General features: G+C 60.6%; 26 protein-coding genes. 13 read left to right on the forward strand and 13 right to left on the reverse strand.

What is annotated here, in order from left to right:
• The first annotated feature begins 158 nt into the window (after nt 1-158).
• Nucleotides 159-1,370: a pyridoxal phosphate-dependent aminotransferase gene (locus K3819_RS20575; RefSeq protein ID WP_007955711.1), complete on the forward strand. Its 1,212-nt coding sequence runs from the start codon at nt 159-161 to the stop codon at nt 1,368-1,370.
• A 304-nt stretch (nt 1,371-1,674) separates the two neighbouring features.
• Complete coding sequence (gene htpX / locus K3819_RS20580) at nt 1,675-2,562, forward strand: protease HtpX (protein WP_064598312.1); 888 nt, start codon at nt 1,675-1,677, stop codon at nt 2,560-2,562.
• 59 nt (nt 2,563-2,621) lie between these two features.
• Here the strand turns inward: htpX and K3819_RS20585 are convergent, their stop codons facing one another.
• On the reverse strand, nt 2,622-3,275 hold the full coding sequence (locus K3819_RS20585) for a thiopurine S-methyltransferase (protein ID WP_085612217.1): 654 nt from the start codon (nt 3,273-3,275) through the stop codon (nt 2,622-2,624).
• 102 nt (nt 3,276-3,377) lie between these two features.
• On the opposite strand from K3819_RS20585, the gene K3819_RS20590 reads away from it, so the two are divergent.
• Nucleotides 3,378-4,145 carry a class III extradiol ring-cleavage dioxygenase gene (locus tag K3819_RS20590; RefSeq protein ID WP_085612216.1) on the forward strand — a complete coding sequence of 256 codons (768 nt, stop codon included), beginning with the start codon at nt 3,378-3,380 and terminating at the stop codon, nt 4,143-4,145.
• A gap of 77 nt (nt 4,146-4,222) precedes the next feature.
• Here K3819_RS20590 and K3819_RS20595 read toward each other — a convergent pair whose 3' ends face one another.
• Nucleotides 4,223-5,896, reverse strand: a complete 1,674-nt coding sequence (locus K3819_RS20595; protein ID WP_007955707.1) for a DEAD/DEAH box helicase — start codon at nt 5,894-5,896, stop codon at nt 4,223-4,225.
• A 422-nt stretch (nt 5,897-6,318) separates the two neighbouring features.
• On the opposite strand from K3819_RS20595, the gene K3819_RS20600 reads away from it, so the two are divergent.
• Entirely contained in the window at nt 6,319-7,110 is a 792-nt protein-coding gene (locus K3819_RS20600; protein WP_221397856.1) for a crotonase/enoyl-CoA hydratase family protein, read from the forward strand.
• 3 nt (nt 7,111-7,113) lie between these two features.
• On the opposite strand, the gene K3819_RS20605 is transcribed toward K3819_RS20600, so the two are convergent.
• The gene (locus K3819_RS20605) at nt 7,114-7,869 is read right to left on the reverse strand and encodes a spermidine synthase (protein ID WP_085612214.1); all 756 of its coding nucleotides are present in this window, start codon (nt 7,867-7,869) and stop codon (nt 7,114-7,116) included.
• 150 nt (nt 7,870-8,019) lie between these two features.
• Here K3819_RS20605 and K3819_RS20610 point away from each other — a divergent pair, with 150 nt between their 5' ends.
• On the forward strand, nt 8,020-9,366 hold the full coding sequence (locus K3819_RS20610; RefSeq protein WP_039770450.1) for a class II 3-deoxy-7-phosphoheptulonate synthase: 1,347 nt from the start codon (nt 8,020-8,022) through the stop codon (nt 9,364-9,366).
• 131 nt (nt 9,367-9,497) lie between these two features.
• Here the strand turns inward: K3819_RS20610 and K3819_RS20615 are convergent, their stop codons facing one another.
• Both K3819_RS20615 and K3819_RS20620 read right to left on the reverse strand, forming a co-directional pair.
• A complete protein-coding gene (locus K3819_RS20615; protein ID WP_221397857.1) occupies nt 9,498-10,724 on the reverse strand; it encodes a winged helix-turn-helix domain-containing protein in 1,227 nt (408 codons plus the stop codon).
• Nucleotides 10,725-10,788: 64 nt separating this feature from the next.
• Nucleotides 10,789-11,004, reverse strand: a complete 216-nt coding sequence (locus K3819_RS20620; protein ID WP_039770454.1) for a DUF1127 domain-containing protein — start codon at nt 11,002-11,004, stop codon at nt 10,789-10,791.
• Between the two features lie 97 nt (nt 11,005-11,101).
• Here K3819_RS20620 and K3819_RS20625 point away from each other — a divergent pair, with 97 nt between their 5' ends.
• A complete protein-coding gene (locus K3819_RS20625) occupies nt 11,102-11,956 on the forward strand; it encodes a LysR substrate-binding domain-containing protein (protein ID WP_007908606.1) in 855 nt (284 codons plus the stop codon).
• Here the strand turns inward: K3819_RS20625 and K3819_RS20630 are convergent.
• Entirely contained in the window at nt 11,946-12,680 is a 735-nt protein-coding gene (locus tag K3819_RS20630; RefSeq protein ID WP_085612261.1) for a sulfite exporter TauE/SafE family protein, read from the reverse strand. The two genes, K3819_RS20625 and K3819_RS20630, sit on opposite strands and share 11 nt — an antisense overlap.
• A 127-nt stretch (nt 12,681-12,807) precedes the next feature.
• On the opposite strand from K3819_RS20630, the gene K3819_RS20635 reads away from it, so the two are divergent.
• From K3819_RS20635 to K3819_RS20650, 4 genes are all read left to right on the forward strand, one after another.
• On the forward strand, nt 12,808-13,764 hold the full coding sequence (locus K3819_RS20635; RefSeq protein WP_085612211.1) for a LysR family transcriptional regulator: 957 nt from the start codon (nt 12,808-12,810) through the stop codon (nt 13,762-13,764).
• 83 nt (nt 13,765-13,847) lie between these two features.
• A complete protein-coding gene (locus K3819_RS20640) occupies nt 13,848-14,312 on the forward strand; it encodes a MarR family winged helix-turn-helix transcriptional regulator (RefSeq protein ID WP_221397858.1) in 465 nt (154 codons plus the stop codon).
• A 274-nt stretch (nt 14,313-14,586) separates the two neighbouring features.
• Nucleotides 14,587-15,006, forward strand: coding sequence for an organic hydroperoxide resistance protein (locus tag K3819_RS20645; RefSeq protein ID WP_034155242.1), 420 nt, complete (start codon nt 14,587-14,589; stop codon nt 15,004-15,006).
• Nucleotides 15,007-15,039: 33 nt separating this feature from the next.
• A complete protein-coding gene (locus K3819_RS20650) occupies nt 15,040-16,053 on the forward strand; it encodes an alpha/beta hydrolase (RefSeq protein ID WP_221397859.1) in 1,014 nt (337 codons plus the stop codon).
• Nucleotides 16,054-16,118: 65 nt separating this feature from the next.
• Here the strand turns inward: K3819_RS20650 and K3819_RS20655 are convergent, their stop codons facing one another.
• Entirely contained in the window at nt 16,119-16,688 is a 570-nt protein-coding gene (locus tag K3819_RS20655; protein WP_007955690.1) for an elongation factor P, read from the reverse strand.
• Nucleotides 16,689-16,736: 48 nt separating this feature from the next.
• A complete protein-coding gene (earP, locus tag K3819_RS20660; RefSeq protein ID WP_221397860.1) occupies nt 16,737-17,879 on the reverse strand; it encodes an elongation factor P maturation arginine rhamnosyltransferase EarP in 1,143 nt (380 codons plus the stop codon).
• 124 nt (nt 17,880-18,003) lie between these two features.
• On the opposite strand from earP, the gene K3819_RS20665 reads away from it, so the two are divergent.
• Both K3819_RS20665 and K3819_RS20670 read left to right on the forward strand, forming a co-directional pair.
• Complete coding sequence (locus K3819_RS20665; RefSeq protein WP_039770468.1) at nt 18,004-18,411, forward strand: hypothetical protein; 408 nt, start codon at nt 18,004-18,006, stop codon at nt 18,409-18,411.
• Between the two features lie 2 nt (nt 18,412-18,413).
• A complete protein-coding gene (locus K3819_RS20670; protein WP_085612206.1) occupies nt 18,414-18,896 on the forward strand; it encodes a GreA/GreB family elongation factor in 483 nt (160 codons plus the stop codon).
• Nucleotides 18,897-18,918: 22 nt separating this feature from the next.
• Here the strand turns inward: K3819_RS20670 and cysB are convergent, their stop codons facing one another.
• From cysB to K3819_RS20695, 5 genes are all read right to left on the reverse strand, one after another.
• On the reverse strand, nt 18,919-19,893 hold the full coding sequence (cysB, locus tag K3819_RS20675; RefSeq protein ID WP_003183769.1) for an HTH-type transcriptional regulator CysB: 975 nt from the start codon (nt 19,891-19,893) through the stop codon (nt 18,919-18,921).
• 113 nt (nt 19,894-20,006) lie between these two features.
• Complete coding sequence (locus K3819_RS20680) at nt 20,007-20,510, reverse strand: universal stress protein (RefSeq protein ID WP_007955683.1); 504 nt, start codon at nt 20,508-20,510, stop codon at nt 20,007-20,009.
• Between the two features lie 98 nt (nt 20,511-20,608).
• Entirely contained in the window at nt 20,609-21,514 is a 906-nt protein-coding gene (locus tag K3819_RS20685) for a 5'-nucleotidase (protein ID WP_039770472.1), read from the reverse strand.
• 23 nt (nt 21,515-21,537) lie between these two features.
• Entirely contained in the window at nt 21,538-22,494 is a 957-nt protein-coding gene (locus K3819_RS20690; RefSeq protein ID WP_221397861.1) for a putative 2-dehydropantoate 2-reductase, read from the reverse strand.
• Nucleotides 22,491-22,877 (reverse strand): co-chaperone YbbN, encoded by a 387-nt coding sequence (locus tag K3819_RS20695; RefSeq protein ID WP_221397862.1) that lies wholly within the window; start codon nt 22,875-22,877, stop codon nt 22,491-22,493. Before K3819_RS20695 ends, K3819_RS20690 begins: the two co-directional genes overlap by 4 nt.
• Between K3819_RS20695 and K3819_RS20700 the strand changes: the two genes are divergently transcribed.
• Nucleotides 22,876-23,319: a PilZ domain-containing protein gene (locus K3819_RS20700; protein WP_011335308.1), complete on the forward strand. Its 444-nt coding sequence runs from the start codon at nt 22,876-22,878 to the stop codon at nt 23,317-23,319. The genes K3819_RS20695 and K3819_RS20700 overlap by 2 nt on opposite strands.
• Nucleotides 23,320-23,411: the final 92 nt, after the last annotated feature.

Consider the following 23,411-nt stretch of genomic DNA (forward strand, 5'->3'; position numbering starts at 1 on the left):
TGCGCCTCGTCACACGCCAGTCTGGCAGCGGGTTCCTGCGCATTCAAACGGATTGTTGGAAACCGCCGCTCGAGACACTTGCCTGTGTGAAGACGCAGGATTCCCAGCACGGTTGTCCACCCGCCGCCTGGATCGTTCATTTTCGGGATCACATCGCCATGCAGTTCAGCAAATCGAACAAGCTCGCCAACGTCTGCTACGACATTCGCGGCCCGGTGCTCAAGCACGCCAAACGCCTGGAAGAGGAAGGCCATCGCATCCTCAAGCTGAACATCGGCAACCCGGCACCCTTTGGTTTCGAGGCGCCGGACGAAATTCTCCAGGATGTGATCCGCAACCTGCCGACCGCCCAGGGCTACAGCGATTCCAAAGGCCTGTTCAGCGCGCGCAAGGCGGTGATGCAGTACTACCAGCAGAAGCAGGTCGAAGGTGTCGGCATCGAAGACATCTACCTGGGCAACGGCGTGTCCGAGCTGATCGTAATGTCGTTGCAAGCGCTGCTCAACAACGGTGACGAAGTGCTGGTGCCGGCGCCGGACTACCCGCTGTGGACCGCTGCCGTGAGCCTGGCCGGTGGTAACGCGGTGCATTACCTGTGCGACGAAGGCGCCGACTGGTTCCCGGACCTGGCCGACATCAAGGCGAAAATCACCCCGAACACCAAGGCGATGGTGATCATCAACCCGAACAACCCGACTGGCGCGGTGTATTCGAAGGAAGTGCTGCTGGGCATGCTCGAGCTGGCCCGTCAGCACAACCTGGTGGTGTTCTCCGACGAGATCTACGACAAGATCCTCTACGACGACGCCGTGCACATCTGCACCGCATCCCTGGCCCCGGATCTGCTGTGCCTGACCTTCAACGGTCTGTCCAAATCATATCGCGTGGCCGGTTTCCGCTCCGGCTGGATCGCCATCTCCGGGCCGAAACACAACGCTCACAGCTACATCGAAGGCATCGACATGCTGGCCAATATGCGCTTGTGCGCCAACGTGCCAAGCCAGCATGCGATCCAGACCGCCTTGGGCGGCTATCAGAGCATCAACGATCTGGTACTGCCGCAAGGCCGTTTGCTGGAGCAACGTAACCGCACCTGGGAGTTGCTCAACGACATCCCCGGCGTGAGCTGCGTGAAGCCGATGGGCGCGCTGTACGCATTCCCGAAGATTGACCCGAAAGTCTGCCCGATCCATAACGACGAAAAATTCGTGCTCGATCTGCTGCTCTCCGAGAAGCTGCTGGTGGTGCAAGGTACGGCGTTCAATTGGCCGTGGCCTGACCACTTCCGTGTGGTGACCCTGCCGCGGGTCGATGACCTGGACATGGCCATCGGTCGCATCGGCAACTTCCTCAAGTCCTACCGCCAGTAACCGGCGCTCGGTGCGCAACGGCCCGAACGTTGCGCACTGTCTGATTCAGCAACACTTCTGCTGCGCCCCTCCTCCAGCACCTTCTACACTTGCGATTCATATCAATCATGCGTGCCTGACGCAATCAGGGCGGGTGGTGCGTGCCTGTCATCCATAGCGATTTCACCGGTGGGAAATGTCCCATGGCAGGACGAATCCGGTGTAGGACACAGTTTGAAATAGTCACTCGGTTGAATCGCCAGGTGCCGCACCTTATATACCCCGCAGTACGCTACATCTTTAGCTTGAGGAGATTTCTACAACCATGATGCGCATTCTGCTGTTTTTGGCCACTAACCTGGCGGTCGTGCTGATAGCCAGCATCACCTTGAGCCTTTTCGGGTTCAACGGGTTCATGGCGGCCAACGGGGTTGATCTCAACCTCAATCAGCTGCTGGTTTTCTGTGCAGTCTTTGGTTTCGCCGGTTCCCTGTTCTCGCTGTTCATCTCCAAGTGGATGGCGAAGATGAGCACCAGCACCCAGATCATCACCCAGCCACGTACTCGCCACGAACAATGGCTGCTGCAAACCGTCGAGCAACTGTCCCGGGAAGCCGGGATCAAGATGCCCGAAGTCGGGATTTTCCCGGCCTATGAAGCCAACGCCTTCGCCACCGGCTGGAACAAGAACGACGCACTGGTCGCGGTCAGCCAGGGCTTGCTCGAGCGTTTCAAGGAAGATGAAGTGCGGGCCGTGCTGGCCCACGAGATCGGCCACGTGGCCAACGGCGACATGGTCACCCTGGCGCTGATCCAGGGCGTGGTAAACACCTTCGTGATGTTCTTCGCGCGGATCATCGGCAACTTCGTCGACAAGGTGATTTTCAAGAACGAAGAAGGCCAGGGCATGGCCTACTACATCGCGACCATCTTCGCCGAGCTGGTGCTGGGCATTCTGGCCAGCGCAATCGTGATGTGGTTCTCGCGCAAACGCGAGTTCCGTGCCGACGATGCCGGCGCCCGCCTGGCCGGTACGGGGGCGATGATCAACGCCTTGCAACGCTTGCGCGCCGAACAGGGCCTGCCGGTGCACATGCCTGATACCCTGAACGCCTTCGGCATCAACGGCGGCATCAAACAAGGGTTCGCCCGCATGTTCATGAGCCACCCGCCGCTGGAAGAGCGTATCGACGCCCTGCGTCGTCGCGGCTGATCAAACTGGCGCACCAACCAAAAGGCCCGCAGTGATGCGGGCCTTTTTTTGCCTGTCGATTACTCCCCGCAAATCCGGTAAACCCGCTCTTCCAGCCGAGTTACGCCGGCTTGTACGAACTTCCAGCTGTCACCGAGTATATCCTGCTCTTCCAGCATCTCGACACGCCAGGCACTGCCCAGCAAACGCTGCACTTCAGCATCGTCTACGGAAAATGGCGGCCCTGGCATCTGCGACTGGTCGTAATCCAGCGTCACCAACAGCCCTCGGCATGTCGGCAAAAGACCCTGCAAGTGCGCCGCATAACGCTCGCGCATCGCTTGCGGCAAGGCAATCACTGCCGCACGGTCATACAGCGCGGTGCAACCCGCCACGTCAGCCGCAGTCAGCGAAAAAAAATCCCCGCACCACAACTCGATCGCCCCGGCCCGATAAACCTTGAAGCTGCCCTCTTCGCTGATCTGCGGCTGCAATTGCTGCTCACGGAAGAAGTCTTCCACGGCCTTCTCCGACAGCTCGACGCCGAGCACCCGATGCCCACGCCCGGCAAGCCACAGCAGATCCAGACTTTTACCGCACAACGGCACCAACACACGCGCCTGCGCCGGGATGGCCAGATCGGGCCAGTGCCGCTGCAAATACGGGTTTACCTCCGGCTGGTGAAAGCCGATCTGGTTCGATTCCCACTTCTTGTGCCAAAACTCCGGCTGCATGCATCCTCCTAAGAATTCGATCAAAAGGCGTTAAAACTTATATTGGAATTAGATCAATGAACTGACTGAAGATGAACCATCTTAACGCTCAGGAACCCTTCCATGTTTCCCAGCCTGTTTATCTCCCACGGCTCGCCCATGCTGGCACTGGAGCCCGGCGCCAGCGGCCCGGCCCTGGCCCGGTTGGCGGCCGAACTGCCACGCCCGAAAGCCATCGTCATCGTTTCCGCCCACTGGGAAAGCCATGAGCTGCTGGTCAGCAGCCATCCGCAACCGGAAACCTGGCACGACTTCGGCGGTTTCCCCCGCGCGCTGTTTGAAGTGCAGTATCCGGCTCCGGGCGATCCGCAGTTGGCCCGTGAGGTTGCCGATCTGCTGACCGCCAACGACCTGCCGGCACGCCTCGATCCACAACGACCGTTCGATCACGGTGTGTGGGTGCCGCTGTCGCTGATGTACCCGCAGGCTGACATCCCGGTGGTACAGGTTTCCCTACCGAGTCGTGGCGGTCCGGCGCTACAGAACCGCGTCGGCCAGGCGCTGGCCAGGCTGCGCGAACAGGGCATTCTGTTGATCGGCTCCGGCAGCATCACCCACAACCTGCGGGAACTGGACTGGCACGCCGGCCCGGAAAGCGTCGAGCCGTGGGCCCGGGATTTCCGCGACTGGATAGTCGACAAACTGGCCGCCAACGACGAAGCCGCCCTGCACGATTACCGTCAGCAGGCACCGAACGCAGTACGCAACCATCCAAGCGACGAGCACCTGTTGCCGCTGTACTTCGCCCGCGGCGCTGGCGGTGATTTCAGCATTGCCCATCAAGGTTTCACCATGGGCGCACTGGGCATGGACATCTACCGCTTCGGCTGATGCCCAAATCGCAGGCAAAAAAAATCCCCGAACCAGTCGGGGATTTTTTATGTTCGATCAATCAGCCCAAGGGCGGATCAATCTTCGCGGTAGCGACGCAGCTTCAACTGCTTACCGGCAACGCGAGTGTCCTTCAGCTTGGTCAGGAGTTTGTCCAGACCATCTTCCGGCAGCTCGACGAGGCTGAAGCTGTCACGCACCTGAATGCGACCGATGGCTTCACGTGCCAGACCACCTTCGTTGAGGATGGCGCCCAGCAGGTTTTTCGCCGCGATACCGTCACGCGCGCCCAGCGCGGTACGGCAACGAGCACGGCCTTCGCCCAACGGCATTGGCGCACGACGCTCACGATCACCACGGTCCGGACGATCACCGGAACGCTCAGGACGGTCGCCACGCGGCGCGCTGTTCGGCACCAGTGGACGTTCCTTCTCGATCGCTGCCAGGTTCAACGCCTGACCATTGGTGGCCTTGCGCAGCAGTGCGGCAGCCAGGGCACGCGGGGTGCAACCGATGTCGGCGGTCAGGCGATCCAGCAGATCACCGTGGGTCGATTCGGCGTCAGCCACCAGCGGCGACAGGCTGTTGGTCAGTTTCTTGATGCGGGCATCGAGAACGGCCTGAGCGTCCGGCAGACGCACTTCGGCAACTTTCTGACCGGTTACACGCTCGATTACCTGCAGCATGCGGCGCTCACGTGGCGTCACCAGCAGCAGCGCGCGGCCTTCGCGACCGGCACGGCCGGTACGGCCGATACGGTGCACGTAGGATTCCGGATCGTACGGCATGTCCACGTTGAATACGTGGGTGATGCGCGGTACGTCCAGGCCACGGGCGGCAACGTCGGTCGCCACAACGATGTCCAGACGGCCATCCTTGAGCGAGTCGATCACGCGCTCACGCTGGTTCTGGGCGATGTCGCCGTTCAACGCGGCGGCTTTGTAGCCTTTGGCGTCGAGGGCGCTGGCCAGATCCAGGGTCGCTTGCTTGGTGCGCACGAACATGATCAGAGCGTCGAAATCTTCCACTTCCAGCAAGCTGAGAACGGCAGAGGTCTTCTGGTCAGCGTGAACCAACAGGTGAGCCTGTTCGATCGCGGTAACGGTCTGGGTCTTGCTCTGGATCTTCACGTGCTTTGGATCGCGCAGGTGACGCTCGGCGATGGCACGGATCGATTGCGGCAGGGTCGCCGAGAACAATACGGTCTGACGGGTTTCCGGCATGGCCTTGAAGATGACTTCGAGGTCGTCCATGAAACCCAGTTTGAGCATTTCGTCTGCTTCGTCGAGAACCAGGTGGTTCACGGTCTGCAGTACTTTTTCGTCGCGACGCAGGTGGTCGCACAGACGGCCCGGAGTGGCGACAACGATCTGTGCGCCATTACGGATTGCTTTCAATTGTGGGCCCATCGGCGCGCCGCCGTAGACAGCCACAACAGTCACGCCCGGCATTTGCTTGGCGTAGGTTTCGAAAGCGGTTGCAACTTGTAGCGCCAACTCACGAGTTGGGGCCAGGATCAGAGCTTGCGGCTCGCGCTTGGACGGATCAATGCGGTGCAGAATAGGCAGGGCAAAGGCAGCGGTTTTACCGGTACCGGTTTGCGCCTGACCAATCATATCGTGACCGGCGAGGATGATCGGGATCGACTGCTGCTGAATGGCCGAAGGCTCTTCATAGCCGGTAGCGACTACTGCAGCGACAATATTGGGATGAAGTTCAAGAGCGGCGAAGCCGCCGATTTCCTGGGTCATGGGTCTGCCTCTAAGTGCATCCGCAAAGACCCATGCTCCAAAGCTGCACATGCCGTGTTGAGACTCAAGAGTCGCCCTGGCAGCTTTGTCGGCGGGGATTTGCGAAAACGAATGAATGAAAAAGAATCGTCAAGGAAGAGCCCGCAGTGCGGACGTGCAGCCGAAGCTGACTTCGGGGAATTGCGCTACCTAAACGCGGCCCGGTTAAAGGCCGGCGCGCACTATACCGGAATTTGCCCAAAAAGGGAGCTTTTTTTATCGGCGAAATGCAGTTGTCACCGCTGTGTAACGGGGTTTTGCGGATAATCGGGCAAAGGTCTATTTTTCAAACACCCCGGCCCTGCGGGCGATGGCGCTTAAACGATTCACCGACGTGCGGCATCTGGTCGCTGCACCCTTTCTTTCCCTGCGAGGAAACACCCATGAATCAGCCCTGCCCCGGCCGCGTGAGCCGTGCGCGTCACGGCCACGTGCATTTGATCGGCCTGGACCGCGTCGCCAAGCGCAATGCCTTCGACCTCGACCTGCTCAACGACCTGGCCCTGGCCTACGGTGAATTCGAGGCCGACAGCGACGCACGGGTGGCGGTGGTGTTTGGGCATGGCGAGCATTTCACCGCCGGGCTCGATCTGGTGAATGCCAGTTCCGCCCTCGCCCAGGGCTGGCAGGTGCCTCCCGGCGGTTGCGACCCATGGGGCGTGTTCGTCGGGCCGCGGGTCAGCAAACCGGTGATTGTTGCCGCGCAGGGTTATTGCCTGACCATCGGCATCGAGCTGATGCTCGCCGCCGACATCAACCTGTGCGCGAGCAACACCCGCTTCGCGCAGATGGAAGTGCAGCGCGGGATCTTTCCGTTCGGCGGTGCGACGCTACGCTTTCATCAGATTGCCGGTTGGGGCAACGCAATGCGCTGGCTGCTGACCGGCGACGAGTTCGATGCCCACGATGCGCTACGCCTGGGGCTGGTGCAGGAAATCATGGCCACTGAAGATTTGCTTCCACGCGCCATCGAACTGGCCGAACGCATTGCCCGGCAGGCGCCGCTGGGCGTGCAGGCGACGCTGATGTCGGCGCGTCAGGCACGCTATGAAGGCGAAACTGCGGCGGCTAAGAGCTTGCCGCCGCTGGTGAAGAAGTTGCTGGCCACCGAAGATGCCAAGGAAGGTGTGCGCTCGCTGGTGGAGCGCAGACCAGGGGTTTTCAAAGGCCTTTGAAGATCAGGTCGCCGGACGGATGCAGTTGATCAACGACTGCAACGAGTAGCCCAGCTTCGGCGCCAGCGCTTCAGCCCGTGCAGTCAGCGCCTGCAGGTCCAGCACCTGATCGAGATCCGCCGGCACGATCAGAATCACGTTGCCCTCCTTCACCGGCAATTCCCAGTAATGCCGGTGATAGAGCCCACGCAGCAGCGCTGCGCCCAACGGTTTGCCGTCGTCGGTGGCCCATTGGTTGATCACCAGCCAGCCACCGGGATTCAGACGTTTCTGACAGTCACCGAGGAAATTCCACGCAAGGTGCCCGGCGCCAGGACCGACATCGGTGTACAGGTCGACGAAGATCAGATCCGCAGGTTCAGCGGTCGGCAGCAGTTCGAGAGCATCACCGACGCGGATGTACAGCCGTGGATCGTCATCCAGCCCGAGGTATTCGATGGCCAGACGCGGCACGTCCGGGCGCAACTCGATGGCTTCGACATCTTCCAGCGGCAGGAACTTGAGGCAGGCCTGGGTCAGCGTGCCCGCGCCCAGGCCGAGGAACAGCGCGCTCTCTGGCTGCTCATGGCACAACGCGCCGATCAGCATCGCCCGGGTGTAGTCGTACTCCAGCCAGCTCGGGTCGGCGGTAAACACGCAGCTTTGCTCAATGGCATCGCCGAACTCCAGAAAGCGGTAGTCGGCCACTTCCAGCACGCGAATCACGCCGAACTCATCCTGTACCTCGGCGAGCAACAGCTCGACGCGCTCCTCAGTCATTTCGTCTCCTGGTGGTCACCGGGCGCGGTGACGCGATGGCACCGCTGTGGTGCCGTGGCAAAGCGGCGATTGTCGGCGAAGCGGCGGGAGCAGGTCACGCACTAATTGCTGCTAACATGGCCGTCCGTGCGTAGAACCATAGAGACCGTGATGAGCCAACCCTGGAGCCCTGACAGCTGGCGCGCCCTGCCGATCCAGCAACAACCCCAATACCCCGACGCCGCGCATCTGCGCCAGGTCGAGCAGACGCTGGCCAGCTATCCGCCGCTGGTGTTTGCCGGCGAAGCGCGCGAGCTGCGCCGTCAGTTTGCCGAAGTCACCCAGGGCCGGGCGTTCCTGCTGCAAGGCGGCGACTGCGCGGAAAGCTTCGCCGAGTTCTCAGCCGCGAAGATTCGCGACACCTTTAAAGTGCTGCTGCAAATGGCAATCGTCATGACCTTCGCCGCCGGTTGCCCGGTGGTCAAAGTCGGGCGCATGGCCGGCCAGTTCGCCAAGCCACGTTCGGCCAACGACGAGACCATCGACGGCGTGACTCTGCCGGCCTACCGTGGCGACATCGTCAACGGCATCGGTTTCGACGCCGCCAGCCGCGTACCGGATCCGGAGCGTCTGCTGCAGTCGTATCACCAGTCCACCGCCACCCTCAACCTGCTGCGCGCCTTCGCCCAGGGCGGTTTTGCCGACCTGCATCAGGTGCACAAGTGGAACCTGGACTTCATCGCCAACTCGGCGCTGGCCGAAAAGTACAGCCATCTGGCCGACCGCATCGATGAAACCCTGGCCTTCATGCGCGCCTGCGGCATGGACAGCTCGCCGCAACTGCGCGAAACCAGTTTCTTCACCGCCCACGAAGCGCTGCTGCTGAACTACGAAGAAGCCTTCGTGCGCCGCGACAGCCTGACCAATGATTACTACGATTGCTCGGCGCACATGCTGTGGATCGGTGACCGCACCCGTCAGCTTGACGGTGCCCACGTCGAATTCCTGCGCGGGGTGAACAACCCGATCGGGGTGAAAGTCGGCCCGAGCATGAACCCCGACGACCTGATCCGTCTGATCGACGTGCTCAATCCGGACAACGATCCGGGCCGTCTGAACCTGATCGCGCGGATGGGCGCGAACAAGGTCGGCGATCACCTGCCGGCGCTGATCCGTGCGGTGCAGCGTGAAGGCAAGCAGGTGCTGTGGAGCTCCGACCCGATGCACGGCAACACCATCAAGGCCAGCAGCGGTTACAAGACTCGCGACTTCGCGCAGATTCTTGGTGAGGTGAAGCAGTTCTTCCAGGTTCATGAAGCGGAAGGCAGCTACGCCGGCGGCATCCACATCGAGATGACCGGGCAGAACGTCACCGAGTGCATCGGTGGCGCGCGGCCGATCACTGAAGATGGATTGTCGGATCGCTATCACACTCACTGCGACCCACGGATGAATGCCGATCAGTCGCTGGAATTGGCGTTCTTGATTGCTGAAACCCTGAAGCAGGTTCGTCGCTAAGGTTCGATATTTTTAGCGTCTGAGTTGGCCTCTTCGCGGGCAAGCCCGGCTCCCACAGGATCGATGTCGTACATTTGGTTTGTGAACGACTCGGTCACTGTGGGAGCTGGCTTGCCAGCGATGGGGCCGGTTCAGTCGCAGCCGATCTGAACCATAGCCATCCGGAGCCGACCGGCACTTTCCCGCTGACAATTGAGCTGCACCCGCGCGAGCCCCAACCAGTCCGCCATGCGCCGCAGGTTCAGCGCCAGGGCCAGCATTCCCGCCTCGTCCAGCCCCGTTTCTTCCTCGTGCACCGCATGCACCGCCAACCGCCCCGCCACCCGTTCGGCGCGCAGATCAACCCGCGCGGCAATCCGTTCGTTGTGCAGGAACGGCAGCACGTAATAACCGTAGACCCGCTTGTCCTGCGGTGTGTATATCTCCAGACGATAGCGAAAATCGAACAGCCGCTCGGTCCGGCTGCGCTCCCAGATCAGTGAATCGAAAGGTGACAGCAGCGCGCTGGCTTCGACTTTTCGAGGGATTTTCGGCTCGGGCAGGCAATAAGCGATCTGCCGCCACCCGGCGACTTCGCAAGTCAGCAGCTGCCCGTCCTCGACCAGTTCAGCCAGACGCGGGCGGGCATCGGAAGGCTTCAGACGGAAGTAATCACGCAGGTCTCTTTCCGTGCCGACACCAAGCGCTTGCGCTGCATGCAGCAGCAAACCGCGCTGCGCCTCAGCCTCATCGGGCAATGGCTGGTGCAGCACGGAAGCCGGAATGACGCGCTCCGGCAAGTCATATAACCGCTCGAAGCCACGGCGTCCGGCGACGGTGACTTCGCCAGCAGCAAACAGCCATTCCAACGCGTGCTTTTCCGCGCTCCAGTCCCACCACGGTCCGGCCTTTTCTTCGCGGGTCGAAAGGCTGCCGGCGCCCAATGCGCCCTGCTCTTGGACCGACGCCAGCACGCGGCGGATGGTGTCCTGTTGCTCGTGACCGAAGCGCGCCAATTGCTGATAGATGTCTTCACCGCGCCTGGCCCGCTGCATGCGCCAGCCCATCAACGGGTACATCGACAACGGCAGCAGCGACGCTTCATGGCCCCAGTATTCGAACAGCGAACGACGTCGCCCCGAACTCCAGGCAGCCTGGTCGAGCAAATCGGAAGAATAGGAACCGAGACGGGAGAACAGCGGCAGGTAATGCGAGCGCACAACGGCGTTGACGGAGTCGATCTGCAACAGGCCGAGGCGTTCGATTAGCCGGTTGAGGTGCATGGCCTTGACAGTCGGCGGCTGGCGCCCGTGAAACCCTTGGGCAGCCAGTGCCAGACGTCGAGCCTGTTTAAGGGAAAAGGACAGTGTCGCGGGCATGTGTACCTCCATGTCTGCTCGCAACCTACCTCACTGCAAGAGGGTTTGTGTAGCGATGGCCTCATCATTTATGCATCGGATCGTCCCAGAACGGCCGCACCGACTCGTGTTCGACATCGGCACGGCTGACCCCGATGTCCTTGAGCGCTTCGTCGCTCAGGCTGGCGAGCAGCTCGCGCTCACGGTGCAATTCGTACCACCGGCTAAACTTGTGCAACAGATCGGAAACGATATGGCCGGAAAATTTTTCTTCGCCTGCGTACTCTCTTTGACCTTTCATCGTGTTGCCTCCTTTTTGGGATGGCTCAAGTCTCCCGCCAGAGCTACGATCAATCCAACGAATGTTTCTGATGGCATGCATCACGGAGATTCATCAATTGTCGGCATATCCCAGTATCGATACCGATGTCCTGCGCACCTTTGTCGCGATTGCCGATCAGGGCGGTTTTACCCGTGCCGGCGAAATGGTCAACCGCACCCAATCGGCGGTGAGCATGCAAATGAAGCGTCTGGAAGAGGACGTGTTGCAGCGCCAGTTGTTCGAGCGCGACGGGCGTCAGGTGCGCCTGACCGCTGAAGGCCAAGTGTTGCTCGGCTATGCGCGGCGCATCCTTAAACTGCACAGTGAAGTGTTCAACACCCTGCGCGAACCACACATGGTTGGCACGGTCAGGATCGGCACGCCGGACGATTACGTGATGCGTTTTCTGCCGGGGATTCTGTCGCGTTTTGCGCAGTTCTATCCGCTGATCCAGATCGAAGTGCACTGCGAGTCCACCAAACAGCTGCTGCAGCGCACGGATCTGGATCTGTCGATCGTCACCCGCGAGCCGGGCAATGAAATCGGCCAACTGCTGCGCAAGGAGCGTTTCGTGTGGGCCGAGGCGCAGAATTTCAGCGCCCACGAGCAGACGCCGTTGCCGCTGGCGATGTTCAACAGTGATTGCTTCTGTCGCCTGTGGGCCTGCAATGCGCTGGACGCGATGGGCCGCGAATACCGGATCGCCTACAACAGCACCAGTCTGTCGGCGTTGATGGCGGTGGTGAGCGCGGGTCTGGCGATCACCGCGCAACTGGAAAGCCTGATCACTCCCGACATGCGGATTCTCGGGGCCGCCGAGGATCTGCCGCTGCTGCCCGAAGCCAGCATCATGCTGATACGCAACCTCAACAACCCCTCGCCGATCACCGAATGCCTGGCCGAGCACATCGTCGAAGGCTTCAAACTTTAAAGGCGAGCATCACCGCGCACAGCACCAGGAACCCGCAGAACAGCCCGCGCAGGAGTTTTTCCGGCATCGCGTGGGCGACTTTCACACCCCAACTGATGCTGGCCAGCCCGCCAATGGCCAGCGGCAGGCCGATCATCCAGTCCACTTCGTGGTGCACCGCGTACGTTACCAGCGTGACGCCGGTGCTCGGCAATGCCAGCGCCAGCGAAAGACCCTGAGCGACCACTTGAGTAGTGCCGAACAGACTGGTCAGTACCGGCGTCGCCACCACCGCCCCGCCGACACCAAACAAGCCACCCATGGCGCCTGACGCCGCGCCGAGCACGCCCAGCCACGGCCATGAATAACGCATCTCGGAGGTGGCCGCCGGGCGCGCACCAAACATGCGCACCAGGTTGTAGGCCGACAAAGCCACGAGGAACGCGACAAAACCGATGCGCATGGTTTGCGCGTCGATGCCCACGGCCCAGATCGAGCCGATCCACGCAAAGCAGAATCCCATCACTGCCAGCGGCAACGCATGGCGGAGTTCGATGCGGTTGCGCTGGTGATAACGCCACAGCGCCAACATTACGTTCGGCACCACCATCACCAGCGCCGTGCCTTGGGCGATCTGCTGATCGAGCCCGAACCAGACACCGAGCAAGGGAATGGCGATCAGCCCGCCGCCAATGCCGAAGATCCCACCCAGGGTGCCAAGGGCGGCGCCGAACAACAGGTACATCGAAAACTCGATCACAGCAGAATTCCTCAAACGTCAGGCGATTCATCCTACGCAGTCGGCGCTGGCACGGAAACGCACAGCAACGCACAATGGCTGTGCCAAATCCGCATAGGCACTGGACTGATTCATGAATCCCAATCAATTGACCGACCAACTCGGGCTGTTTCTCGATGTGCTGGAGAGTGGCAGTTTTTCCGCCGCCTCGCGCCGACATCCGCTAACGCCCTCCGCCGTTGCCCGGCGTATCGATAGTCTGGAAAGCGCGGTCGGCAGCCAGCTGTTCATCCGCAGCACCCACGCGGTGCGTGCCACACCGGCGGGTCTGGCATTTGCCGAACGGGCGCGGCGGATTGTGGCGGAGTTGCAATTGGCCCGGGCTGAAGCGGTATCCCTGAGCAGTGCGCCGGAGGGTCTGATTCGGGTGGATGCGCCGGCGGCGTTCGGACGGCGGCATCTGGCGCCGGTGATTGCCGATTTTCTGGTGCTGTACCCGGGGCTGGACGTACAACTGCATTTGATCGACAGCTTCGTCGACATGGACGGTTCAAACCTGGGCAAAGTCGATCTGGTGTTGCGCGCCGGGCAAATGGCTGACACCCGGCTGGTGGCCACCCCTCTGGCGAGCATGGTCCGCATCGCCTGCGCCAGCCCCGACTATCTCAAGCGCCGCGGCGTGCCGAGCGAACCCGCGCAATTGAGCGAGCATGACGGCCTCGATTGGGACGGCCTCGCCCCGCCCTTCGCCTGGCGCTTCGAACAGGATGGACAAATGCAATTGCACCGCCCGGCGCGGGTGCGCATGAGCGCCAACAACGCCGAGGCGCTGGTGTGCGGCGCGCTGGCGGGACTCGGGATCGCGCATCTGCCAACCTGGTTGGCCAGCGAATACCTGTTGCGTGGCGAGTTGCTGCCGCTGTTTTGCGAACACGGTCTGCCAAAGCCGGAAAGCACCGGCATCTATGCACTGCGGCTGGAGCAACAGGCCAGCTCCCGCAGCCGTCTGCTGTTGGAATACCTGAAGACCCGGTTCAGCCCCGTGCCGCCTTGGGATCTGGCATTGCAACGGGAGCTGGGCCGGCACTGACCGATTCGCCACCGGGCACAATTGTCTGGCGCATTAAAGATTCGAGCGCTAGATTCATCTGCATCACCGTTCAAGGCACTGACATGACCACCGACCGCAACACCACCGATCACTGCGAAGACCTGCTGCTCGACAATCAGGCCTGCTTCGCCCTGCATTCCACTTCGCTGATGATGACCAAGGTCTACAAGCCACTGCTGCAAGCGCTTGGCCTGACGTATCCGCAATACCTGGCGATGATGGTGCTGTGGGAGAAGGATGGTTTGACCGTCGGAGAAATCAGCACGCGCCTGCTGACCGACCCGGGTTCACTGACCCCGTTGCTCAAGCGGCTGGAAGGTGAAGGTTTGCTCAGCCGTACGCGAAGCCGTGAGGATGAGCGTGTGGTGATCGTTGAACTGACTGCCCAGGGACGCGCCTTGAAAGACAAGGCCCGGACCGTTCCACAATGCATCCTGGGGGCCAGTGGCTTCACGCTGGAGCGCCTGCAACACCTGCAAGCCGAGTTGCAGGCCTTGCGTGGTCATTTGCAGGACAGCCTCACTTAAAACTCCCCCTTTTCCTGTGGGCGCAGCCTTGCGCCTGCAGGCGCATCGCCCCTTCCCCGCTTATCACAGAAAAATTTTTTCATCTCGTTTTACATTCAAAAAATCCTTCAATATCAAAAGCTTGAGATCACGCCACTTCCCAATCCAAGCGCTAATTCCTGCTTTCTTCAAAAATTTATCTTGCGCGCTAAATATTAGCGAAGTACATTTACTTCGCACCTAGTTAGCGCGCAAACAATTAGCGCAACAAACCACACTTAATGAGGCTCACACCATGCAAACTCTCTACACCGCAATCGCAACCTCCACTGGCGGCCGTGACGGTCGTGCGATCTCCAGCGACAACATTCTCGACGTCAAACTCGCCACCCCGAAAGAACTCGGCGGTGCCGGCGGCGCAGCTACCAACCCTGAGCAACTGTTCGCCGCCGGCTACTCGGCCTGCTTCATCGGCGCCCTGAAATTCGTCGCCAGCCAGACCAAACGCAAAATCCCGGACGACGCCTCGATCACCGCTCACGTCGGCATCGGCCAGATCCCTGGCGGTTTCGGTCTGGACATCGACCTGCACATCAGTCTGCCGGGCCTGGAACAGGCTGACGCACAAAGTCTGGTTGACGCGGCTCACCAGGTCTGCCCGTACTCCAACGCCACTCGCGGCAACGTCGATGTGCGTCTGCACGTCACCGTGTAATCACTGACACTCAGGCCCGTACAGGAAATGAACATGAACACTTTCAGCAAAGTCTTGACCGGTACTCTTCTCGCCCTGTCCATCCACAGCGCATTCGCCGGGGAGGTTGAACACAACACCCAGGCGTTCCTTGATGTGCTGAATGCCGGCAACGGCAAACCGATGGAACAGATGACGCCCAAGGATGCCCGCGCCGTGCTGACGGGCGCGCAGTCCGGGGTCAAACTGACGCTGCCCAAAGCGGACGTCAGCGAGAAAACCATCCAGGTCGATGGCCAACCGTTGAGCCTGACCATCGTCCGGCCGGCCGGGGTCAAGGGCGAGCTGCCGGTGTTCATGTTCTTCCACGGCGGCGGCTGGGTGCTGGGGGATTTCCCGACCCACGAACGTCTGGTGCGGGATCTGGTGGTCGGCTCGGGTGCGGCGGCAGTGTTCGTCAATTACACCCCTTCGCCGGAAGCGCATTACCCGGTGGCGATCAACCAGGCTTACGCGGCAACCAAATGGGTAGCCGAATACGGCAAAGAGATCAACGTCGACGGCAAGCGTCTGGCGGTGGCGGGCAACAGCGTCGGCGGCAACATGGCGGCAGTCGTCGCCCTGATGGCCAAAGACAAAGGCACCCCGGCGATCAAATTCCAGGTGCTGCTGTGGCCGGTGACCGATGCCAATTTCGATACCGGTTCGTATAACCAGTACGCCGAGGGGCACTTCCTCACTCGCAACATGATGAAGTGGTTCTGGGACAACTACACCACTGACGCCAACCAGCGGAACGAGATCTATGCCTCGCCGCTGCGTGCAACCACCGCGCAATTGAAGGGTCTGCCGCCTGCGCTGGTGCAGACCGCCGGGGCCGACGTGCTGCGTGACGAAGGTGAAGCCTACGCCCGCAAACTCGACGAAGCCGGTGTGCCGGTGACCTCGGTGCGCTACAACGGCATGATCCACGACTACGGTTTGCTCAACGTGGTCAGCCAGGTGCCGGCAGTGCGTTCGGCGATGCTGCAGGCCTCGGAAGAACTGAAGCAGCACCTGAAAAAGTAATTTTCATCAGGCACAAAAAAGCCCGACTCAATGGTCGGGCTTTTTCTTTCCGCAAAAAGCAGTGCTTATTTGGCACGGCCTTTGTAGGAACCGCCTTCGCGGGTATCGATCTCGATCATGTCGCCGATTTCGATGAAGTCAGCAACCGACAGCTCGGTACCGTTCTTCAGTTTGGCAGGCTTCATCACCTTGCCGGAAGTGTCGCCGCGAGCGGAACCTTCGGTGTAGTCAACCTGACGCACGATGGTGGTCGGCAGCTCTACGGAAACCAGACGGCCTTCGAAGAATACGGCTTCGCAAACGTCGGTCATGCCTTCTTCCACGAATGGCAGAACGCTTTCGATGTCTTCGGCGTTCAGCTCGTACATGGTGTAGTCGGTGGTGTCCATGAACGTGTAGGAGTCACCGCTGATGAAGGACAGGGTCGCTTCTTTGCGGTCCAGAATCACGTCGTCCAGCTTGTCGTCCGCACCGTAAACGGTTTCGGTCTTGTAACCGGTCAGCAGGTTCTTCAGCTTGGTCTTCATGATCGCGCTGTTACGGCCCGACTTGGTGAATTCAGCTTTCTGAACCAGCCAAGGATCGTTGTCGATACGGATCACGGTACCGGGTTTGAGTTCTTTACCAGTTTTCATTGCGAATATCCGAATTTGGATGGGATTTACAAAAATCTAGGCCGCGTATCATATCCAATTTCGGTAAAACTGTACCAGCGCCGTCGCAAGATCGGCCTGCAAGGCTTGTTCCAGACACCACGCGCGGGCATTTTCCTGCAGTTCGGGCCAGTATTTACGGGCCTCAAGCCAGTGGTCGCCGATAGGCTGGCCGGCACTCCAGGCACGCCATAGACCGTTCATCGCCTCGGCGGCAGCGGGCGAAAGGCGTTTTGTGTAGAGCGCAAGGAAGGCGTCGAGCTTGTCGAGATGGATGTCTTCGTCCTGCTGATAGATGTGCCACAGCATCGGCCGCCCCGCCCATTGCGCTCGGACAAACGAGTCCTCGCCACGCACCGCGTTGAAATCACAGCACCAGAGCAATTGATCGTATTGATCCTGACGGACGAACGGCAGCACCTGCACTGTCAGCGACTGACGAACGTGCATTGCACCGACCGGCAGCGACTCGACTCCAAGCCAACGGGCGACATCGCCGAGAATCCGGCCTTCCGGCACCAGCAGATGGGTAGGCGTAGCGTCCGCCGCGAGCACATCCAGCCAACTGGCGAGTCCGGCATTCTCGTAGGCAAACAGCGAAATCAGCTGCGCACCGGATGCAGGAGCGATCCCCAGACCATGCAGGAATTGTCGCTGCGCCTCGGGGTCCTGTTGAAACTGCTGACGCCGCTCCAGTAAACCGCTCTCACGCAGCAAGCCGCCGGTCCCCGGCTGAAATCCCGGAAAGAAAAAGTACTTCTGCACCGACTTGTACTTCACCGACGGCAGACCGTGGCAGCCAGTCACCCAGTCTTCAGCGCTGAGATAGTCGAGGTTCATCCACAACGGCGGCTTCTCCCGTGCGGCCATGGCGTCCATGTAAATGCTCGGCAACTGGCAGGCAAAAGCCGCGATCACTACGTCGGCCGCTACTGATTCCTGCCACTCAGCCGGCCAATGCCGGACTTCGACGCCCTGCTGCCATTGCTGATCGAGGCCGATGTCGATTTCCGGGCAAATGCGTTCGAAAGCGCGCAGGTCATCGACCCACAATCGCACCGTCATTGCCTGCTCGCTGACCAGTTGCCGGGCCAGACGCCAGGTCACGCCGATGTCGCCGTAGTTATCGACGACCGTACAAAAAATGTCCCAGCGGGTGTTCAGTGGCGGCATTCAAGGCTCCCGTTGGCAAAAGCGCCGATTGTCCGCATAAATGTCTCCATGCAGAAGAGCCGACGGCAATTAATCTTCGTGCGACAATCGCCACTCGCCCGCATTCATCCGCCAGGAGGCAGCCATGCCCTATCGTCCCAACCCGCGTCGCCCCTTGCCTGTTCAGCTTAGCGCGCTGCAATTGACCGGCAGCATTGCCCTGGGTCTGTGGCTGGGTTTCCTGGCCATTGCGCTGACTTGCTGGCTCGCCTCGCTGCTGTTCAGCCGTCAATTGCAGCCGGTGGCGGAAGCGGTGCAACAACTGAGCAAGCCTCCGGTAGCCGCCCAGCCGCAGCCAGAACCTGAGCCACAAAACCGCCTGTTCGAGCAGTACGAAGAAAACCTGCGCAAGAACGAACAGCAGGCACGCCTGGACCAGGCCCGTGGCAGCACGCGCAATCTGTCGAACCCCAAATGCCAGTTCTGGCTGCAACAGGATCAGACGGCCCCGAGCGAAAAAAGCCGCGCCAACGTCCTGCAATTCTGCGATTGATCATGAATAAACAGATTGTTCACCAACTGATTCTCGACAAGCTGCGCGTTGATCTCGACATCGCCGAGCGCGCGGCGCAAACCGCTTACGAAACCGCGACCCACGAAGAGAACATCGCCGAAAACAAGTACGACACTCTGGGCCTCGAGGCGTCGTATCTGGCGGCGGGCCAGGCGAAACGGGTCGAGGAAATTCGTCAGTCACTGGCGCTGTGCCAGAACCTGACGCTGCGCGCGTATGACGATCAACGCGGGATTGAAATCGGCGCCCTGCTCGGTCTGGAAGACGAAAAGGGTCGCGAGCAATGGCTGTTTCTGGCGCCGGATGCGGCGGGTCTGAAAGTCGATGTGGTGGGTCAGCCGATTACCGTCATCACCCCGCGCTCGCCGCTGGGCAAAAGCCTGCTGGGCAAGTTCGCGGGTGACGAGGTGGAGATTCTGGTAGCAGGCACCCGGCAACAGTTTGCTGTCACCGAGGTGCTGTAGACAGGGGCTTAGTGACAGGGGCTTAGTGGACCGGCAGTTCGACACCATCGAAAAGCTCTTCCAGTTCCTGCTTGTTGTGGCACTGAATGGCCTTGGCCATGACTTCGCGGGTTAGGTGCGGCGCGAACTTCTCGATGAAGTCGCACATGAAGCCGCGCAGGAAGGTACCGCGACGGAAACCGATCTTGGTCACGCTGGACTCGAAGAGTTCGCTGGCATCGAGCACCACCAGATCGTTATCCAGTTTGGTGTCGACCGCCATTTTCGCCACGATGCCAACACCCAGGCCCAGACGTACGTAGGTTTTGATCACGTCGGCGTCGGCAGCGGTGAACACCACTTTCGGCGTCAGGCCGCGATGGCTGAAGGCTTCGTCGAGTTTCGAACGGCCGGTGAAACCGAACACGTAAGTCACGATCGGGTATTCGGCCAGCGCTTCAAGGGTCAGCTTCGGCAGTTTGGTCAGCGGGTGGCCCTGGGGCACGACCACGCAACGGTTCCAGCGGTAGCACGGCATCATTACCAGATCGCCGAACAGCTCCAGCGCTTCGGTGGCAATGGCGAAATCGACGGTGCCGTCAGCGGCCATCTCGGCGATCTGCATCGGCGAGCCCTGGTGCATGTGCAGCGCCACGTCCGGGTATTGCTTGATGAAATTGCTGATCACCGGCGGCAGCGCATAGCGTGCCTGGGTGTGAGTGGTGGCGATCGACAGGGTGCCCTTCTTCTCGTTGGAGAATTCCTGGGCGATCTGCTTGATGCTTTCGACCTTGCGCAGAATTTCACCGGCAGTGGTGATGATGCGCTCGCCGGCCGGCGTGACACGGGTCAGGTGCTTGCCGCTGCGGGCGAACACTTCGACGCCCAGTTCGTCTTCCAGCAGACGGATTTGTTTACTGATGCCCGGTTGCGAGGTGTAGAGGCTTTGGGCTGTAGCGGAAACGTTGAGGTCGTGGTGCGCCACTTCCCAGATGTAGCGCAGTTGTTGAAGCTTCATATGAATCCCTCAAAGCAGGTAGACGCCACGGGCATCAGCGACGGTATATAACTATATTAATGGTTTGAAGAATAAATCTAGAACTTTTTTATCAAAGTGCCATTATTCCTGCTTCAGCGATCCTCTCGACGCCGACGCTCCACCAGCGGCACCAGATAAACCGGCACCTTGGACAATTGCAGCAGCCGGGCCGCCGTTCGCCCCAAAGGTGTTTCCGCCCCGACCCCGTGGCTATGACTTCCTACGATCAGCAAATCGACAGAGAGTTTCTGCACCTGATCGAGAATCACCTGTGACGGATCGCCCTGCAGCACCCGTACCGCGCGTATCCGCTGCAGGTCCTGCTCGCCCTCGTCCCCCAGTTCTTCGCGAAAACTGTCGAGCACCCGCTGCTCGATATTGGCAATGACCGTTTTCAGACCCTGACTGTGAAATTCGTTCAATGCCTGTTCGTCGAGATAGCTCTGCAACACCGATTCGGCAAACAGCCCCATGGGCTCCACCGCGTGCACCACGTACAGATCGGCATTGAACGTTCGCGCCATCGCCAGGGCATGCTGCATCACTAACGGTGCGTACAGACCGAGGTCAGTGGCATACAGCATCGAACGAATCATATGACCTCCTCGCGTGCCAACATGGCGGAGATTTGATTCAGCTTAGCAGTGCCTTGGCGAGTACGACGTGCGACGCAACGTCTTGAACCACGAGGGCTTTAGACCGCCGGTTCGTTGCTGATGCCGTGGGGCACGTGACCGGTCGCCACCACTTCCCGGGCCAGCTCGCAGTGGCCGGCCTGATCGTCGAAAAACACGTCGGCGGCGAAGGCTTCGAGGAACGCCGATTTGGTCAGGCCGCCGAGGAACAGCGACTCGTCCAGACGAATGTCCCACTCGCGCAAGGTACGGATCACCCGCTCGTGGGCCGGAGCCGAGCGCGCGGTGACCAGTGCGGTGCGGATCGGGCACTCCTCATCGGAGAACTCGCGCTGCAACAGATTGAGCGCCGCGAGAAAGCCCTTGAACGGCCCGCCGCGCAACGGTTCGCGAGCGGATTCACGCTCCTTGGCCTGGAAGGCTTCGAGGCCACCGGATTGATAGACGCGCTCCGACTCGTCGGAAAACAGCACCGCATCACCGTCGAAGGCGATGCGCAATTCGTCGCTGGCCGCACGGCTGGCGCCCCCGGACAGAATGGTCGCCGCCGCGAAACCGGCATCCAGCGCGGCGCGTACGTCTTCGGCATGGGTGGAGAGAAACAGGTCGCAACCGAAAGCCTTCAGGTACGGATAAGGACTGCGCCCGCCAACGAACGCCGCACGGGAGATCGCCAGGCCGTAGTGACCAATGGAGTTGAAAACGCGCAGGCCGGTGTCGGCGCTGTTGCGCGACACCAGAATCACCTCGACCCGGGCGCGACCGAGGCGACTGTTGAGATTGAGCAGTTTTTCCACCAGCGGAAAGGCATCACCCGGCGCGAGGATTTCGTCTTCGTGTTCGATCTGATATTGCCGATAGGCTTCGACGCCGCTCGACAGGTAGACCTTGTGACTCTCACTGAGGTCGAACAGGGCACGGGACGAGATCGCCAGCACCAGTTTGTCATCGATGTTCTTGGCCATGCCTTTCCCCCAATGCGACCGGTTTAAACGTTGCGCCGGTCGATAAAGCTCAATGTGCGATACAACGATTCGATACGCGGCAACTCGCAGCCTGCCGCTTTTGCCGCCGCCAAAGGACGAGCGTAGATCGCCTCGAGCTCCAGCGGTCGTTTGTGCAGGAAGTCGTGATACATGCTCGGCCAATAGTCGGGCATTTTCTCGGTCATCATGAACAGGTATTCAGCGTAACCGGGCGGCATGTCGTGGCCGCAGGCCTTGGCGCCCTGCACCACTTCAGCCATCAGTGCCTGAATCAACGCGCGGCTGTCTGTGTCGGCCATCAACGGCGTGGTGCCGGCGCCGAGCAATAACGAAAGCCCGTTATAGGGAATGTTCCACACCAGTTTCTGCCAGCGCGCCTGATGCAGATTCGGCATCGCCTGGGAATCGAGACCGGCGGCCCTAAACAGACCGGCGCCCTCCTCGACAATTGCCATGCGCGCCGCGTCATCCGCTGCCGGGCCGCTGTGATAACCGACGTTCACCGCCCCCAGCGCCTGGTGGGTGACCTGGCCCGGCCCTTCGCGGTGGACGCAGATCAGGCACAAGCCGCCCAGCAAGTGCAGTGAATCGGGCAGCAACGCCCGCAAGCTGTCTTCGACGTCGAGGCCGTTTTGCAATACCAGCACTTTCGCGTCGGATTTCGCCGCCTGAATGATCGACGGCGCCAACCCGGCATTGCTGGTGGTCTTGGCGCCGACCAGCAGCCAGTCGCAGGGCGGCATGTCTTCAGCCGACGAATAGGCCTGCACCGGGTTCAGCGTCAACACACCATGCACGGCACTGTCTACCTGCAAGCCGCGCTCGGCGACTGCGGAAAATTCACTGCGCAACAGAAAGTGCACATCGAACCCGGCCCGGGCCAGCATCACCCCATAAAACCCGCCGATGGCACCGGTGCCAATGATCCCCACCACCGGTTTGTTCACTGCTCCCATCACGGCAACTCCTCTGCAATTCGACCCAGCGCCTGCGCCACGGCTGCGTTCAGCTCATCGGCATTCAGGCGCGTGTGTACCGCCCCAAAGAACTCGCCGTCGCGCACCACAAACAGCGCCGGCAAATGAAAGACCTGATAACGCTCGACCAGTCCGCCGTTGTCACCGGCATCGATCCAGCACACGCGATCGACGACCAGATCGAGCCCCGGCAACACTTCGCGGGCATAGCGGCAACTGGCGCAGCCGACGCTGGTGAAAATCACCAGCGAAACGCCGCTCATCGCCAGCAGCCGTTGGTCGGCGTCGAAATCGGTCAGCTGCGATTCGACCACTATACTGGGGGAAACAAAGTCAAATGGCCGACACAGGGAGTCTGTGCTCATGGGACGGTTTATTCCTCATCCGGATGATGTGCCCGTTGAATTGACCTTGCTCACACCGGAGTGTATTTCGCGTCAACGGCTGCACACTATCAGCCTCGGCGGCATCGCTTGCAATTACCATCGTGCCTGGCGCCATGGCACCGCATTGCAGGTGCGCATGCCGACCCTCAACGCCGACATCTGTTATCCGGGCTACGTGGCCTGGTGCCTGCGACGCAAAAAAGGCTATCTGGTGGGCATCGCCTTCACCGACGAACAGACCCTGTTCAGCGCGCGAATGGGTGAGCAGGTGTGTCAGATCGAACGCTATTGCCGACTCAACGACGCCCACGACGACCTCCAGGATATTCAGGCCCTGGCCCTGCAATGGGTCGAACAACACGCCGACGAGTTCTCCCACGACACCGTTCGCAAGGCTTTCGCGCAGCCCGTGCTGGACTGAACAGTGACTTGCCCATTGTCTAGCAGGCGCCTAACGCGATAAGGTTCGGCTCCCCGACGCGCTTAAATCTGCTGTGCTCCGCCGCGCGGGGA

The sequence above is a fragment of the Pseudomonas sp. 3-2 genome (genome assembly GCF_019710535.1).
Taxonomy (GTDB): Bacteria; Pseudomonadota; Gammaproteobacteria; order Pseudomonadales; family Pseudomonadaceae; genus Aquipseudomonas; species Aquipseudomonas pharyngis.

Excerpts from the sequence above, each read along its gene's own strand:
- K3819_RS20575 (WP_007955711.1), top strand. The coding sequence starts at position 159 with ATGCAGTTCAGCAAATCGAACAAGCTCGCCAACGTCTGCTACGACATT.
- htpX (WP_064598312.1), top strand. The coding sequence starts at position 1,675 with ATGATGCGCATTCTGCTGTTTTTGGCCACTAACCTGGCGGTCGTGCTG.
- K3819_RS20585 (WP_085612217.1), bottom strand. The coding sequence starts at position 3,275 with ATGCAGCCGGAGTTTTGGCACAAGAAGTGGGAATCGAACCAGATCGGC.
- K3819_RS20590 (WP_085612216.1), top strand. The coding sequence starts at position 3,378 with ATGTTTCCCAGCCTGTTTATCTCCCACGGCTCGCCCATGCTGGCACTG.
- K3819_RS20595 (WP_007955707.1), bottom strand. The coding sequence starts at position 5,896 with ATGACCCAGGAAATCGGCGGCTTCGCCGCTCTTGAACTTCATCCCAAT.
- K3819_RS20600 (WP_221397856.1), top strand. The coding sequence starts at position 6,319 with ATGAATCAGCCCTGCCCCGGCCGCGTGAGCCGTGCGCGTCACGGCCAC.
- K3819_RS20605 (WP_085612214.1), bottom strand. The coding sequence starts at position 7,869 with ATGACTGAGGAGCGCGTCGAGCTGTTGCTCGCCGAGGTACAGGATGAG.
- K3819_RS20610 (WP_039770450.1), top strand. The coding sequence starts at position 8,020 with ATGAGCCAACCCTGGAGCCCTGACAGCTGGCGCGCCCTGCCGATCCAG.
- K3819_RS20615 (WP_221397857.1), bottom strand. The coding sequence starts at position 10,724 with ATGCCCGCGACACTGTCCTTTTCCCTTAAACAGGCTCGACGTCTGGCA.
- K3819_RS20620 (WP_039770454.1), bottom strand. The coding sequence starts at position 11,004 with ATGAAAGGTCAAAGAGAGTACGCAGGCGAAGAAAAATTTTCCGGCCAT.
- K3819_RS20630 (WP_085612261.1), bottom strand. The coding sequence starts at position 12,680 with ATGTACCTGTTGTTCGGCGCCGCCCTTGGCACCCTGGGTGGGATCTTC.
- K3819_RS20635 (WP_085612211.1), top strand. The coding sequence starts at position 12,808 with ATGAATCCCAATCAATTGACCGACCAACTCGGGCTGTTTCTCGATGTG.
- K3819_RS20640 (WP_221397858.1), top strand. The coding sequence starts at position 13,848 with ATGACCACCGACCGCAACACCACCGATCACTGCGAAGACCTGCTGCTC.
- K3819_RS20645 (WP_034155242.1), top strand. The coding sequence starts at position 14,587 with ATGCAAACTCTCTACACCGCAATCGCAACCTCCACTGGCGGCCGTGAC.
- K3819_RS20650 (WP_221397859.1), top strand. The coding sequence starts at position 15,040 with ATGAACACTTTCAGCAAAGTCTTGACCGGTACTCTTCTCGCCCTGTCC.
- K3819_RS20655 (WP_007955690.1), bottom strand. The coding sequence starts at position 16,688 with ATGAAAACTGGTAAAGAACTCAAACCCGGTACCGTGATCCGTATCGAC.
- earP (WP_221397860.1), bottom strand. The coding sequence starts at position 17,879 with ATGCCGCCACTGAACACCCGCTGGGACATTTTTTGTACGGTCGTCGAT.
- K3819_RS20665 (WP_039770468.1), top strand. The coding sequence starts at position 18,004 with ATGCCCTATCGTCCCAACCCGCGTCGCCCCTTGCCTGTTCAGCTTAGC.
- K3819_RS20670 (WP_085612206.1), top strand. The coding sequence starts at position 18,414 with ATGAATAAACAGATTGTTCACCAACTGATTCTCGACAAGCTGCGCGTT.
- cysB (WP_003183769.1), bottom strand. The coding sequence starts at position 19,893 with ATGAAGCTTCAACAACTGCGCTACATCTGGGAAGTGGCGCACCACGAC.
- K3819_RS20680 (WP_007955683.1), bottom strand. The coding sequence starts at position 20,510 with ATGATTCGTTCGATGCTGTATGCCACTGACCTCGGTCTGTACGCACCG.
- K3819_RS20685 (WP_039770472.1), bottom strand. The coding sequence starts at position 21,514 with ATGGCCAAGAACATCGATGACAAACTGGTGCTGGCGATCTCGTCCCGT.
- K3819_RS20700 (WP_011335308.1), top strand. The coding sequence starts at position 22,876 with ATGGGACGGTTTATTCCTCATCCGGATGATGTGCCCGTTGAATTGACC.
- K3819_RS20695 (WP_221397862.1), bottom strand. The coding sequence starts at position 22,877 with ATGAGCACAGACTCCCTGTGTCGGCCATTTGACTTTGTTTCCCCCAGT.